The sequence below is a fragment of the Streptomyces sp. NPDC054956 genome, from assembly GCF_053609185.1.
In genome coordinates, this window is sequence record NZ_JBSGXB010000190.1 from 1 (window position 1) to 14706 (window position 14706).

Below are 14706 nucleotides of genomic sequence, written 5' to 3' on the forward strand. Positions count from 1 at the left end.
CCTCCCTCCTCCGCCTTGCGATGCACGGCACCGGACACCGCGGGCTGATCCGGCCCGATCCGAAAGACACGCCCTAGCCGGCCCGCGGCACTCGCGTACTCCGACCAAGCAGCCAGCAGCCAATAGCCACCAGTCAACAGCCAAAGGACGGCTCAGTCATGCCTACTTTCGACACCCCCGAGCCCCTCTCCGCCACACTGGAATTCGACATGGGGCGGATCCGGGTCATCGCGGGCCGGCGCACCGACACCGTGGTCGAGGTGGTGCCGAGCGACCCGGGCAACAAGCAGGACGTACAGGCCGCGGAGGACACCAGGATCAGCTGCGCGGGCGGGGAGCTCGTGGTCAAGGGCCCCAAGAAGCGCTCGCCCTTCGGCAAGCTCGGCTCGGTCGACGTGACCGTCGAACTGCCCGCCGGATCGGATCTCACCGGCAGCACGGGCCTCGGCGACTTCATCGGCGAGGGGCGGTTCGGTAGCTGCCGCTTCACGACGGCCACCGGTGACATCCAGCTGGAAGAGGCCGCGGCCGTACGGCTGAAGACCACGCACGGGGACGTCCTGCTGGACCGTGCGACGGGCGAGGTGGAGATCCACGGGTCGGGACGGGTGCGGGTCGGCCGGGTCGACGGCACGGCCACGATCAAGAACCTCAACGGCGAGACCGCGGTCGGCGAGATCCGCGGGGAGCTGAACGTGAGGTCGTCCAACGGGCCCATCAGCGTCCTGCACGCGGGCTCCTCCGTCACGGCGAAGTCCGCGAGCGGCGCCATTCGGCTCTCCGAGGTGGTGCGCGGCCGGATCACCCTGGAGACCGCGGCCGGGGCGCTGGAGATCGGGATCGCCGAGGGCTCCGCGGCCTGGCTGGACGTACGGTCCACCGCGGGACGCGTGCGCAACGAACTCGGGACGGCGGAAGGTCCCCAGGCGTCCGAGGAGACGGTCGAGGTCCGGGGCCGGACCAGCGCCGGCGACATCTTCATCCGCCGGGCCTGAACCGCCCGTCGGCCCGAGAAGGCCGGGGCCGCGCCCCGGCCCGACAGCACGTACCCGCCCGCAGCGTGAGCGCCATGGAGAGGACGCCCCTGCGCGTGTCCAGCCGTGCACTCTGAGCGCACGGCGTCGGCGGAGGTCCCGACACTGACGCATGTCGTGCGCGGGCCGGGCTGATCGCCGCGTGCGGACCCGGCTGCCCTTCCCGAACAGTCCGTACGGATCGGGCTGCCCTCCGCGAGGCCGCGTACCCGCTGGGCTTCGCCCTGGAGCCGCTGCCGCTCCCGCTCCCGCTCCCGCTGCCGGTCCGGCGCCACCGCGGCCTGCGGTGGCGCCCCCGGCCCCTGGAGGGCTGAAGGCCGCGCCCCGCTGAAGCCGGTCGCGGGCCACTCCGACAGCTCCCTTGAATCTATGGCGCCATATTCCCTCGCGATGGCGCCATGAATGTGCCATGATGGCGGTGCGGGGATGGACCGTCCCCCGCGTACTTTTCAGCACCACTCGTGCACCCGGCCAGGCCCCACCATGCGCCGCCATGGCGCCATCTCGCGCTGCCCGGATGCCGATCTGCGACCACTCAAGCGACCGCACCACCGAATCAACGGGAGTCCCCGCCGTGGCTACGTTCCTTTCCAAACTGGGCCGCCTCGCCTTCAGGCGCCGGGGGGTGACGCTGCTGCTCTGGCTGCTGATATTCGGCGGCATGGGCTTCGCCGCCTCCTCCGCACCGACGCCGCCCGCCGACACGTTCTCGATGCCGGGCACCGAGTCGCAGGAGGCCTTCGACCTGCTGGCGGAGAAGTTCCCCGACGCGAGCACCGACGGGGCCAGCGCCCGCGTGGTCGTCCGCGCCCCTGCGGGCCAGAAGATCACCGACCCCGGCCGGCGGGCCGAAGTCGACCGCCTCGTCGCGGAGTTGGGTGCGTCCTCCCCGCAGGTGGTGGCCGCGGCCGACCCCTTCAAGACCCCCGAGGTCAGCATCAGCAAGGACGGTACGACCGCCTACACGGTGGTCACGTACAAGGTCCCCGCGATGGAAGTCGGCGAAGAGGCGCACGACGCGCTCGATGCGGCCATCGCCAAGGCCGGCGAAGCGGGCCTGACCGTCGAGGCCGGTGGCGACGCCGTGAAGATCGACCAGGCGATGGGCGGGACCGGTGAGCAGATCGGCATCCTGGTCTCCGCGATCGTCCTCGTCCTGACCTTCGGCTCGATGATCGCGGCCGGAATGCCGCTGATCACCGCACTGGTCGGGGTCGGCATCGGCATCTCGGGCATCACCGCGCTGGGCTCCACCCTCGGCCTGTCCGGCACCACCTCGACCCTCGCGATGATGATCGGCCTCGCGGTCGGCATCGACTACGCCCTGTTCATCGTGTCCCGGTTCCGCGCCGAGCGCGCCGAGGGACGCACCCCCGAAGAGGCCGCCGGGCGGGCCGCCGGCACCGCGGGCTCGGCGGTCGTCTTCGCCGGGCTGACGGTCATCGTGGCCCTCGCCGGACTGGCCGTCGTCAACGTTCCGATGCTCACCAAGATGGGCCTCGCGGCCGCCGGCACCGTCGCGGTCTCCGTGCTCGTGGCCCTCACCCTGGTCCCCGCCCTGCTCGGCTTCGCGCCGGTCAAGGTGATGGCCCGCAAGGAACGCCTGCGGTACGCCGTCAAGCCGCTGTCGGAGCGGGGACAGCGAAAGGCGGCCGAGCGGGCGGCCGGGCTCGGCAAGAAGGGCAAGCCCAACCTCGGCTCCCGCTGGGCGAGTTTCGTCCTGCGCCACCCCGCGGCCGTCCTGCTCGTCGGCGTGGTCGGCCTCGGTACGGTCGCCCTGCCGGCCACCAGCCTCGAGCTGGGGCTGCCGGGCGAGGGATCGATGTCGACGGAGACCACGCAGCGCAAGGCCTACGACATGCTGTCGGAGTCCTTCGGTCCCGGATTCAACGGGCCCCTGGTGATCACCGTGCAGGCCGCGGACGCCACGAAGACGGCCGACGCCGTGGGCAAGGTCCTCGGCGGGAACCCCGGCGTGGCCTCGGTCTCCCCGGCCACCGGCAACACGGCGGACGACACCGCGATCATCAGTGTCATTCCGCGGACCGGCCCGACCGAGAAGCGCACCGAGGAACTCGTACGCGACCTGCGCGCCACGGCGGGCGAGTTGGAGGGCGGCACGGCGTCCACGATCCTCGTCGCCGGCCAGACGGCGATGTTCATCGACTTCTCGCAGACCCTGAACGACGCCCTCCTGCCCTACCTGGGCCTGGTCGTCGGCCTGGCCTTTCTGCTCCTGATGGTGGTCTTCCGCTCCGTTCTGGTCCCGCTCAAGGCCGCCCTCGGGTTCCTGCTCTCGGTGGCCGCTGCCCTCGGCGCCGTCGTGGCGGTCTTCCAGTGGGGCTGGCTCGCGGACGTCCTCGGCGTCGAGCAGACCGGCCCGATCATGAGCACGATGCCGATCTTCATGATCGGCGTGGTCTTCGGCCTCGCGATGGACTACGAGGTCTTCCTGGTCAGCCGGATGCGGGAGTCGTACGTGCACGGGGCGCGGCCGGCCGAGGCGGTCGTCGACGGCTTCCGCCACGGCGGCCGGGTCGTCGCCGCGGCCGCGGTCATCATGATGAGCGTCTTCTCGGGCTTCATCGTGGAGGACAACGACTTCATCAAGATGATCGGCTTCGCCCTCGCGATCGCCGTCTTCTTCGACGCCTTCGTCGTCCGCATGGCGATCGTGCCCGCACTGTTCGCCCTGCTCGGCAAGACCGCCTGGTGGCTGCCGAATTGGCTGGACCGGATCCTGCCCCGGGTGGACATCGAGGGCGAGAAGCTCGACCGGTCCGCACCGCGCTCCCCGCGGGAGCGCAGCCTCGTCGGCTGAGCGCGTTCCCTACGATGGCACCACAATGGCGCCCCCCGCTGGCCTCCGGCCGGTGTGGGGGCGCCATGGCGTTCCGTGCATCTGTGCAGGTCAGGCGGGGGAGTGTGGCGCGGAGCGAAAGGATGGCGCCATGACATCTCGCCATGGCGCCATTGATGTGCCATCATGGTGATGCGAGCACGGCACGCAACGCGTGCACGGCGCCACATCCGCATCGCTCTGCGCCGATCCGCGCCACTTCGAGTCGCCTCCGCCGATCCATCGGCCACCCCGTCCGTCCCGGACTCCCGAAGAGAAGGGCCCGCCCGCCATGAATCCCGCGACCACAGCGACGACCACAGCGGCCACTGCCACGCGCCCAGCCGCGATCTCCGCGATCGGCCTGCGCAAGTCGTACGGCGACAAGGTGGTGCTCGACGGCATCGATCTGCGGATCCCCGAGGGCACGATCTTCGCCCTGCTCGGCCCGAACGGCGCCGGCAAGACCACCACCGTGGAGATCCTCTCCACGCTGATCGCCGCCGACGGGGGCGAGGTGCGGATCGCGGGCCACGACGTGGTCACCGAAGCCGACGCGGTACGCCGCCGGATCGGCGTCACCGGACAGTTCGCCGCCGTCGACGGACTGCTCACCGCCGAGGAGAACCTGCTCCTCATGGCCGACCTGCACCACCTGGGCAAGCGCGAGGGCCGCCGCCGGGCCGCAGACCTCCTGGAGCGGTTCGAGCTCACTGAGGTGGGCCGCAAGAACGTCTCCGCCTTCTCCGGCGGCATGCGCCGCAAGCTCGACCTCGCGATGACACTGGTGGGCTCGCCGCGGATCATCTTCCTCGACGAGCCGACCACCGGCCTCGACCCGCGCAGCCGCCGGGTCATGTGGGAGCTCATCCGGGACCTGGTCAGGCAGGGCGTGACCATCCTTCTCACCACGCAGTACCTGGAGGAGGCCGACCAACTCGCCGACCGCATCGCGGTACTGGACCAGGGCAAGCTGGTCGCCGAGGGCACCGCCGCCGAGCTGAAGCGCAGGATCCCCGGCGGCCACGTCCGCCTCCAGTTCGCCGACGAGACCCAACTCCTGGCGGCGGACGAGCTCTTCACCGTCGCCACCCGCGACGACGAGTCGCTCGCCCTGCAGATCCCCAGCGACGGGTCCCTCGTCAATCTCCGCGCCGTCCTCGACGTCCTCGACGGCAGCGGCGTACAGGCCGAGTCGCTGACCGTGCACACGCCCGACCTCGACGACGTCTTCCTCGCCCTCACCGGTCGGCAGAACACCCCCACCGCCACCGCCATCTCCACGCAGAAGGAGTCGACCCGATGAGTACCGGAACCGCCACCATCTCCCCGGTCGAGCCCGCCGGGCCGGCCCGCTCGTACGCGCTGCGCGACTCCATGACGATGCTGCGCCGCAACCTCAAGCACATGCTGCGCTACCCGTCGATGACGGTCATGATCGTGATGATGCCGATCGTGATGCTGCTGCTGTTCGTGTACGTCTTCGGCGGCGCGCTCGGCACCGGCATCGGAGGCACCGGCCGCGGCGACTACACCAACTACGTGGTGCCCGGCATCATCCTGATGGCCGTGACCTCCGGTGCCATCACGACCGCCATCACCGTCTGCACCGACATGACCGAAGGCATCGTCAAGCGCTTCCGTACGATGTCGATCTCTCGCGGGTCCATCCTCACCGGCCACGTCTTCGGCAGCGTCATCCAGGCCGCCGTGATCCTCGTCCTGATCACCGGTGCCTCCCTCGCGGTGGGCTTCCGCCCCAACGCCTCGCCGGTGGAGTGGATCGCCGCGATCGGCCTGCTCCTCTTCCTGGCCTTCGGCCTGAGCTGGGTGACCGCCGCGATGGGCCTGGGCGCCAAGACCGTCGAAGCCGCGTCCAACGCCCCGATGCCGCTGACCTTCCTGCCCTTCCTCGGCAGCGCGGTCGTCACCCCGGAGTCCATGCCCACCGCCCTGCGCTGGTTCGCCGAGTACCAGCCCTTCACACCGATCAACGAGACCCTGCGCGGGCTGCTGCTCGGCACTCCGATCGGCAACGACGGCTGGATCGCGCTCGCCTGGTGCGCGGGGCTCGCCCTGGTCGGCTACCTGTGGTCCCGCTCCGTCTTCAACCGCCAGGTCAAGGGCTGACCGTCACGCGCCGAGCCGAGCACGCCGGGCCGGCGGGGGAGAAGGGGCGGCACCCGGATTCCACCGGGCGCCGTCCCTTCGCCGAATCACGTCCGCCGGCGTTCCCGTACGTTCACGGGCCCGTCCTGCGGCCCCAGGCGGTGAGCATGCCCGGTGACAGTCCGGTGCACCGGCTGGAACCCAGGGAGCGTACGGCCTCGTCGAACTGCGCGTCGTCGAGGAGACCCGTTCCCACCATCGCCTCCCGGGCCCGCTCCCAGGTTTCGGCCCAGAACCTGCTGATCGCGCTGCCCGGTTCCAGCGGCGGTACGTGGATCTCGGCCGCCACGGATTCCAGTCCCGCCGCGCGCAGCAGCTCCGGGTGGTGGGGAACCCGGGAGACGTCGGTCCCGATGGTGTCGCGCAGCCCCCGCCACATGGCCCGCATGGCGCGGGTGTACGGGGTGACGGGCGCGGAGTCCGTCGTCAGGTCGACCGCGTCGCTGATGACCAGTACTCCGCCGGGGGCGAGCAGCCCGGCCAGCCTCTCGACCATGTGCTGCGGGGACGGCAGGTGCATGAGGACGAACCGGGCGTGCACCAGGTGGAAGAGCCCCGGGGCAAAGCCGTCGGAGGTGATGTCCGCCTGCCGTACCGTCAGTCCCGGAACGGGGTGCGCCGAGAGGAAACGTACGTCGCGGTCCACGGCGAGCACCGCCGCGACACCCGCCTCCTCCAGCAGCCTTCGTGCCACCGTGCCGGTGCCGGCGCCCACTTCCAGGCAGTTCCACCCGGGTCCCGCCCCGAGCAGCCGCAGCCGGGTCATGGTCGTCTCGTCGTAGGTGAGGGCGCCGAGGTCGATCCGCTCGCCCTCGCCCCCCGCGTCGGGACGGAAGACCCGCTCGCCGTAGCGCCCCTCGCTCGGGGCGCTCGCACCGCTCGACGGCAGACCCGTGTCGGTCATGCGCCCATTGTCCCCCGGAGGCGCGGGGCCCGCCCGCGCAGCGGTCTCCGCCGCACGGGGTGACGCATCAGGACACCACCGGCGGGGCGTCGACCTCGGTGAGCTTGACCGTGCACAGTCCACCGCGCTCGCTCTTCACATCGGTCACCTTCAGCTGCGTACCCGGCGTGAGGATGTACTCCTCCTCCCCGGTGAAGGCGGAGAAGCTCCTGATCCCGACCGCGCGGGCGGGCGTCACCTCGAACAGCGTCCGCTTGCCGCGACTGCCGAGGAAGGACCGGGCCACGCTCAGCTCGGAGGTGCACGAGGAGATGCCCCACCAGGTCACCGCCCGGCCCACCGGATACTGCGCCCGCAGGTCCAGCGCGACACCGCGCCACAGTGGCTGCGTGCGGGCGGGCAGCCCCGACACCGCCGAGAACAGCAGCCGCAGGTACGGAAGGTAGGGCTTCACCCTGGTGCGGTCCGGGGAGCGCAGGACGGCGTTGATCTCGCGGTAGAAGGCGGACTCGCAGGTGTAGAGGTAGAGCGCGGCGATCGCGTCGGCGGAGAGCCCGGCGGAGGTCTCGTCCGCCCTCCGCTTGCCGAAGTCGCGTGACCGAGCGATGTGTCCGGCGATTCCGGACAGCGTCTCGGCGACCGGTGCGACGGCCTCCTGGAAGTCCATGACCGGGGTGTCGAACACACCGGTGATCGCGGGGAGGACCAGGCCCTCGTCCTTGACGCTGGTGAGCCGCTCCAGGTACAGCTGGTGCAGGTTCATGGTCGACTCGATGAAGGCGCCCATGCGCGCCGCGACACCCCCGTCCGCGCCGCCCGCGGCGGCCGCCCCCTCGTTCCACCCCTTGCTCGGCAGCCAGTCGATCCCCTCGGCGCCCAGCGAGGCGAGGGCCTCGTTCACCATGGCGAAGTGGTCGCCCTCGCAGAAGATGTCGCCCTGCGCCGCCGGGTTCGCGTGGTCGATGTGCCGGACCTCGACGTCCGGGTACTTCTTCTGGAGCCGCAGGACGACCCTCTTCAGGCTGCGGGCGTGCGCCCCCCACCAGGCGAACACGACCCCGCGGTCCTCCTCGTCGGCCTCCTGCTTGGCCTTGAGGATCTCCTCGACGATCCGTTCGGCGACGGGCCGCCAGAACGCCGTGTGCTGCTCGGCCCCCATCGCTCCGTCGCCGCTGGCGGTGAGCGAGGCGTTCAGCAGCAGCACGCCCTGCGTGAGCATCGCCTGGAACCACTCGGGCGGCTGGACGGTGTCCCGCTCCTTCAGCAGGGCGCGGACGTCGGCGATGGGCGTCTTCTTGGCTATGCCGTACTTCCACATCGCCGCCGCCTTGATGATGCAGCGGATGCTGACGACCCTGCCGAACTGGCTGTCCTTCCAGTCGCTGAAGGTGTTGTCGAACATGGCTATGCCGGTCGCGCTCTCCGGCCGGGGGTAGGGGTTCTGGCCGAAGGCGACGACCTTCCACTTGTGCGGCGGGTTGGGCTTGAGCGCCTGGAAGGTCAGCTCGCGCACCGGGACGACCTCGGGGCTGCGGCCCTTACCGATGAACCGGGCGGCGTCCGGCTGCGCCTCGATCACGGGCTTCAGCAGCGGAATCCAGGGCTCGCCACCGCCGTTGAAGAGCTCGGTGAGAGCCAGGGGGTCGTTCGTCTCGGCCTCGACCTCGGCCTCGACCTCGGCCTCGACCTCGGCCTCGACCTCGGCCTCGACCTCGGCCTCGACCTCGGCCTCGGCCTCGACCTCGACCTCGACCTCGGCCTCGGCCTTGGTTTCGGCCTGGGCCTGGGCCTCGGGCTCCGCCGGGGCCGGGGCCGGGGCCTGGGCGGACTCGGGCGCGACGGCCTTCGGCGGCACGATGCGTACCCGCTCCTCGAGCGGGGCCTTCTCGATGCCGTCGAGCTGCGTGATGATCGTGGCGCGCAGCTCGTCGTCGTCCTCGAACCAGTGGTCGTGGAAGAGCGTGTAGCCGGTCCACATCAGGTTGGCGCACACCCTGGCCGGGACCCGCCCGGTCTGCGCACCCATCCCGACCAGGGCCACGGAGCGGATGCTGCCCGGCACCTGCCGGTTCTGCCGGTGCACGGCCTGGAACGCGGCGGCGCACGCCAGCGCCACGTTCAGCGTGGCACTCACGTTCTGCGAGGACCGCACCATGGTCGGCGTCGATATCAGGTACCGGGGGACGTTCGCCCCCGACGGGACGCAGACCGCGCTGCCCACGGGGAGGGATCCGGCGAACCGATCGCGGATCGCCCGCCGCACACGGAGCTGGATGCCGGCTCCGAGGTGCCGCTTGATCACGGCGTCGACCCCGCCGTCCATCCGGCCCTGGGAGTTCGTCGGGGTGACCCAGGCATCGACGTCCTCGCCGAGGATCGAGCCCCTGCGGATCTCGATGCCGGGGGTGTCCGCGAACGCCGCCCGCCACGCCTCCACCACGTGCTCGTTGACGTCTGTCAGCACCACCCTGAGCGCGAGCTGAACACTGCTCTCGGTCATCGTCCACTCCTGTCGGAACCGGCCCTTGCGAACACCTCGAACCTAACCGCCACCACTGACAACGCCGCTCCGGGAAGCGGGCGATGACCTGCCGTCATACCTCCCGGCGATGGAAAACTCGGATGCGCTGCCGCACGGCCGCCCCTAGGCTGCGCCCTCGGGCCGGGCGAGGCGCAGTACCGGCCGTCAGTGGATCGGAGATGCTCGGGGTATGACCAGTCAACTGTTCGCGATTTGCTTCCGTGCGACCCGGCCGTCGGGCCTGGCGCGGTTCTGGTCCGGGGTCCTCGGCTGGGAGTTGGCCGGCGGTGACGGTCCGGACGAGGACGTCGCGATCCTGCCCCCGGACGCCACCGGATTCCGCGTTCGCTTCCTGCCGAGCCAGGAGCCGAAGACCGGCCAGAACCGCGCGCACTTCGACCTGACGAGCGCCTCCCTGGAGGACCAGCAGCAGACGGTGGCCAGGGCGCTGGAACTCGGCGGGAACCACATCGACGTGGGCCAACGCCCGGAGGAGGGGCACGTGGTGCTCGCCGACCCGGACGGCAACGAGTTCTGCGTGATCGAGGCGGGCAACAAGTTCCTCGCCGACACCGGCGTCATCGGAGCACTGGCCTGCGACGGTACGCAGGAGGTCGGCTACTTCTGGAGCGAGGCACTGCGGTGGCCGCTGGTCTGGGACCAGGACCAGGAGACCGCGATCCAGTCGCCCGACGGCGGTACGAAGATCACGTGGGGCGGACCTCCCGTGGCGCCGAAGACGGGTACGAACAGGCTGTACTTCGAGCTGGCGCTCCCCGCCGGCGCCGACCGGGAGGCGGAGATCGACCGGCTGATCTCGCTCGGCGCTACCCACACCGACATCCGCGAGGGCGACGGCGACCAGGTGCTGATGCTCGACCCCGACGGCAACGAGTTCTCCGTACGGAGCCCCCGCTAGCGGGGCGCGGTCGGTCGGTCTCCCCGCTCGACGGACCCTCGGCAGCCAACCCGGAGATGCTCCTCCGCCCCCCTGATCGCGGGGCGGCCCTGCCCCTACGGGACGTTCCAGGCGGAGATGTACGGCTGTCCGTCCTCGGTGGCCAGGATGCTGAGCGTGCCCGGATGCGGATGGCCGAGCAACCGGCTGTCCGACGCGTCGAGACCGAGCCAGCGTACGGTCAGCACCCGAGCCAGATGGCCATGAGCGACGACGGCCACGTCTCCTTCGGCCAGGAGCGGCCGGATCCGGTCCAGCACCGCATCCGTGCGCGCGGCCACCTGCCCGAGCTGCTCGCCGGGGTGCGCGGCGTCGCCGGGAGCGACGCCGTCGCGCCACAGGTCCCAGCCCGGCCTGATCTCCCGGATCTGCTCGGCGGTGAGGCCCTCGTAACCGCCGTAGTCCCACTCCACCAGGTCCGGATCGGGCCTTGCGCCGGCCAGCTCCGCCAGCTCGGCCGTCCGCATGGCCCGGCCCAGCGGACTGCTGAACACGGCAACCAGCCGGCGCTGGGCCAGCCTTGGCGCCAGGGCTCTGGCCGAGGCCTCGCCCGCTTCCGTCAACGGAACGTCGGTACGGCCCGCATGTTGGCCCGACAGGCTCCACGCGGTCTGGCCGTGCCTGATCAGTATCAGCTCACCCATGGCTGCGCAGGTTATCGGATCATGCGATATGGCGGGCGGATTAACCCGGCCCCGGACCGACCAGCAAGGGTCCGGTCACGCCCAGGCTCTTGCGCGCGTGGTCGATGTACTCCCGCCGCGCGGTTCGGTAGTTCTCGTAGGTCCGGTCCCAGAGTTCGTTGCCGTCGCCCCGATCGGGAGTCGCGCGGGCGAGGCCCTCCAGCTCCCAGAGGTACTGGTTCATGCGTTTCACCGCGGCGATCGTGTGCCTGTCTCCGAGGAGCAGCAGTGTTTCGGAGAGGGCGGTGCGGTGGACTTCCGCGTCGCCGAGCCTGTCGAGTATCTCGGGGGTGGGTTCCAGCGGGTGGGGCCCGGCGGTCAGGCCTCGGGCGACCGCGATGCGCCGGTACTGATACGCGAGGTCCTTGACGGTGTGAGCGTATTCGGCGTAGGCGGTCAGGCGTTGCGCGTCCCACCGCACCAACTGTTCGCGCCGCCACTTGGTCCGTTCGTTCAGGCTCGTCACGAGGTAGGAGGTGGCGGCGCCGACGGCGACGCCGGCGAGCGTGAGGATCTGGCTGGTCATGTCCATGGGGCTCCCGATCGAATCGACGCCGAGCACTCGATGCTCTCGCGGTGTCGGCATCCGATCCAGAGTCCGAGTCCGCGTCCGGGTCCGCGTACGGGGAACCGCGCGGGGGCTCAGGGGCCGATGGCGGCGTCGATGAGGGAGTCCACGCCCGCGACGAGCTCCGGTTCGCCCCCGCGGCGGGCCAACTCCGGGCCGAGGGACCGCAGTCGCGGGAACTCCCGGGCGGGCAGGCGGTGGAGTCCGAGCCGGAAGGCCGGCTCCGTCTCGCTCGGGTCGTCCACCACCGCGCGCAGGTCGACGATGATGAAGCCGAGGACCCAGGACAGGAACGACCGGTAGAGCCGCAGGGCGGCCGCGGGCTCCACCCCAGCCTCGAGGAGCAGGTCGAGCAGCCGTTCGTGGCAGCGGAGCACCGCCTGGGGGCGGCGGGCCAGCGGCACCACCAGGGGGCGCGTCGCGCACAGCGGAACGACGTTCGGGTGCGCGACGGCGACCCGGTACATCTCGCGGGCGACCTCGCGCAGGGTGCGGCGGACCGAGGCCGCGCCGGGTTCGGCCGAGGCCGCCGGACGGGCAGGTGGCGGTGCCGGTGCGACCGGAGCGGCCGACGCGTCGCCGGCGGCTTCGGGGACGTCCTCGCCGACGTCCTCGCGGGCGTCCTCGGGGATCGACAGCCGCTCCTCCAACTCGATGAAGAGCATCTCCACCAGCCCGTCGAGGAGTTCGTCCTTGCTGGCCGTGTAGCGGTACAGGGCCATCGTCTCCACGCCGAGCGCCTCGGCCACGCGCCTCATGCTCAGGCCGGCCAGCCCCTCCCCGTCGGCCACCGCCAGCGCCGCGCGCAGGACGCGCTCCCGGTTCAGCCGGGGACGCCGGGGAGGGGCGGACTCCTTTTTCATGATCATTTCCAGTCTTGACGGTGGCCGCTCTCGGTAGGAGCATTTACTACATAAGTGGATGAATTAAGTTTACTTCGTATATCACCCAAGCCGCCCCGAGGTCCGTCGAACCACCGGCCGCCGCCGTTCACCGACTCCCGACCCCCGGCTCCCCGCCCCCGGGCGTGCTCGGACCGAAGGAGGAGGCCATGGGAGTCGAGAAACTGGCGCCGTCACTGGTCGCGGTCTACGAGCGCTACGTACGCGAGGAACGCAGGCGGACCCCGCTGCTGCGGTCGGCCCGCATGACGGGCCTCGTCTCCGTGCAGGAGAGGGCCAAGCCGCTGCGCGTGGTCGTCTCCCTGGAGTGCGAGCCCGGCACCGTGTGGAACGGGGGAGGCGCACCCCTCGAGGGCGTCGAGATCAAGGGAGGCATCTACGTCAACGGAGGCGGCCGGCGGGTACGCACGGCGATCGTGGAACTCGATGCGGTCCCCGACCTGGCCGCCCTGCCCGGCGTACGCCGGATCGTGCCGGCCGCCCGGCTGCGCCCGACCGTGGACCGGGCCCTGAAGAAGGTCCACGTGCCCGCCTTCCGCAACCGGACCGGTCTCACCGGCCGCGGCGTGCTCCTGGGCACGGTCGACACCGGCATCGACGCACGTCACCGCAATTTCGACGGTCGCATCGACCGCATCTGGGACCAGACCCTGCGGGGCGGCTCCGGAGTGCCCGAGGGCGACTACGGCATGGAGTTCCGGGGCGCCGACCTGGCCGGGCCGCTGCTGTCCCGGGACGTCGACGGGCACGGCACGCACGTCGCGGGGATCGCGGCGGGCACGGAGGGCGTGGCCCCCGACGCCACGATCGTCGCCGTGAAGACCGACTTCGACGACGCGCACATCATCGACGGGATCCAGTACGTGTTCCGCGTGGCCGGGGACCTGGGCCTGCCGGCCGTGGTCAACCTCAGCCTCGGCGGGCACAGCGACCCGCACGACGGCACCGACCTGATGTCCCTGGCCATCGAGGAGGAATCGGGGCCCGGACGGATCGTGTGCTGCGCGGCGGGCAACGAGGGCGACGACGACATCCACGCCGCCGTCGAGCTCGCGACCGGCGAGGTCAAGTCGGTGCCGTGCCACCCGGGACGCGTCCTGGGCTCTCCCGCCGTGTTCTGGCTGAACGGCTGGTACCCGGGCACGGACCGCCTGGAGGTCGCCGTGGTGTCCCCGGCCGGCGATTCGACCCCCTTCCAGGCCGTACACGCCGTGGGCAACCCCGAGAAGACGTACGAGCTGGCCGGCGGGACCGTGCAGATCGTCACGCCCGGCACGGACCCCGGCAACGGGGACCACAACTTCTTCGTGGGCGTGGAACCGAGTGCGTTCGCCGCCGCCGCACCGCTGAGCGCGTGGCGGCTCGTACTGAAGGCGACCTCCGTCGGCAACGGGGTCTCCCGGGCCGACGTGTGGATGCTCGGGCACCCGGACGCGGAGCCGAAACCGCAGTTCAGCGGTCCGCTCGCCCGTGACGAGATGAAGATCGGCTCGCCGGGCACGGCCACCCATGCCATCACCGTGGCGGCTTCCACCACCCGGACGGAGTGGACCGACATCGACGGGATACAGCGGGAGGCGACCTGGCTGGTGGCGAACGACATCGCGTCGTTCAGCAGCGAGGGCCCGCGACGCGACGGTGCGCACAAGCCGGACATCGCGGCTCCGGGAGCGATGATCGTCTCCGCACTCTCGCGGGATGCCGTGGGCCTGCAGCGGGCGCTCATGATCGACCGTGAGCACCTGGCCCTCCAGGGAACGAGCATGGCCTGCCCGTTCGTGGCGGGCGTGGCCGCGCTCCTGCTGGAGCAGGACGGCTCCGCGAAGCCGAAGCAGGTCCTCGACGCGCTGCAGTCGACCGCGAAGATCCCGGGCGGCGAAGCCGGCGCGTTCGACGCGAAGTGGGGACACGGCCTGATCGATGCGGCCGGCCTCTAACACACGACCGGCCCCTCGGGCGGCCGCCGCGGCGGGGACGACCCTCCGGGGCGGCCGACCTGTGGCGGCGGGCGGCCCCGGGCCAACCCCCCGCCGCCCGCCCCCCCCCCGCCCGCGGGGAGACACACGGGGGTAGGCCCCAAACCTGGCGCCACCCGCCCCCCCGCATTGGGGCCCCCCCCCGGGGGACC

General features: G+C 71.3%; 11 protein-coding genes. 6 read left to right on the top strand and 5 right to left on the bottom strand.

Going from position 1 to position 14706, the window contains the following annotated elements; genetic code table 11:
• Positions 1 to 158 precede the first annotated feature (158 nt).
• From ACWGDE_RS25615 to ACWGDE_RS25630, 4 genes are all read left to right on the top strand, one after another.
• A complete protein-coding gene (locus tag ACWGDE_RS25615) occupies positions 159 to 995 on the top strand; it encodes a DUF4097 family beta strand repeat-containing protein (RefSeq protein WP_453391373.1) in 837 nt (278 codons plus the stop codon).
• Between the two features lie 613 nt (positions 996 to 1608).
• Positions 1609 to 3855 (top strand): MMPL family transporter, encoded by a 2247-nt coding sequence (locus ACWGDE_RS25620; protein WP_453391374.1) that lies wholly within the window; start codon positions 1609 to 1611, stop codon positions 3853 to 3855.
• A 310-nt stretch (positions 3856 to 4165) separates the two neighbouring features.
• Positions 4166 to 5179, top strand: a complete 1014-nt coding sequence (locus ACWGDE_RS25625) for an ATP-binding cassette domain-containing protein (protein WP_453391375.1) — start codon at positions 4166 to 4168, stop codon at positions 5177 to 5179.
• Complete coding sequence (locus tag ACWGDE_RS25630; RefSeq protein WP_453391376.1) at positions 5176 to 6003, top strand: ABC transporter permease; 828 nt, start codon at positions 5176 to 5178, stop codon at positions 6001 to 6003. Before ACWGDE_RS25625 ends, ACWGDE_RS25630 begins: the two co-directional genes overlap by 4 nt.
• Before the next feature lie 112 nt (positions 6004 to 6115).
• Here ACWGDE_RS25630 and ACWGDE_RS25635 read toward each other — a convergent pair whose 3' ends face one another.
• Both ACWGDE_RS25635 and ACWGDE_RS25640 read right to left on the bottom strand, forming a co-directional pair.
• Positions 6116 to 6946 (bottom strand): class I SAM-dependent methyltransferase, encoded by an 831-nt coding sequence (locus ACWGDE_RS25635; RefSeq protein ID WP_453391377.1) that lies wholly within the window; start codon positions 6944 to 6946, stop codon positions 6116 to 6118.
• Between the two features lie 67 nt (positions 6947 to 7013).
• Complete coding sequence (locus ACWGDE_RS25640; RefSeq protein ID WP_453391378.1) at positions 7014 to 9446, bottom strand: ADP-ribosyltransferase domain-containing protein; 2433 nt, start codon at positions 9444 to 9446, stop codon at positions 7014 to 7016.
• A 211-nt stretch (positions 9447 to 9657) separates the two neighbouring features.
• On the opposite strand from ACWGDE_RS25640, the gene ACWGDE_RS25645 reads away from it, so the two are divergent.
• Positions 9658 to 10386 carry a VOC family protein gene (locus tag ACWGDE_RS25645; protein ID WP_453391379.1) on the top strand — a complete coding sequence of 243 codons (729 nt, stop codon included), beginning with the start codon at positions 9658 to 9660 and terminating at the stop codon, positions 10384 to 10386.
• A gap of 95 nt (positions 10387 to 10481) precedes the next feature.
• On the opposite strand, the gene ACWGDE_RS25650 is transcribed toward ACWGDE_RS25645, so the two are convergent.
• The 3 genes from ACWGDE_RS25650 to ACWGDE_RS25660 form a co-directional block, all read right to left on the bottom strand.
• Complete coding sequence (locus ACWGDE_RS25650) at positions 10482 to 11069, bottom strand: histidine phosphatase family protein (protein WP_453391380.1); 588 nt, start codon at positions 11067 to 11069, stop codon at positions 10482 to 10484.
• 40 nt (positions 11070 to 11109) lie between these two features.
• Positions 11110 to 11634, bottom strand: a complete 525-nt coding sequence (locus ACWGDE_RS25655) for a hypothetical protein (protein ID WP_453391381.1) — start codon at positions 11632 to 11634, stop codon at positions 11110 to 11112.
• Between the two features lie 116 nt (positions 11635 to 11750).
• Entirely contained in the window at positions 11751 to 12539 is a 789-nt protein-coding gene (locus ACWGDE_RS25660) for a TetR/AcrR family transcriptional regulator (protein WP_453391382.1), read from the bottom strand.
• Positions 12540 to 12727: 188 nt separating this feature from the next.
• Here ACWGDE_RS25660 and ACWGDE_RS25665 point away from each other — a divergent pair, with 188 nt between their 5' ends.
• Positions 12728 to 14515, top strand: a complete 1788-nt coding sequence (locus tag ACWGDE_RS25665; protein ID WP_453391383.1) for a S8 family serine peptidase — start codon at positions 12728 to 12730, stop codon at positions 14513 to 14515.
• Positions 14516 to 14706 lie beyond the last annotated feature (191 nt).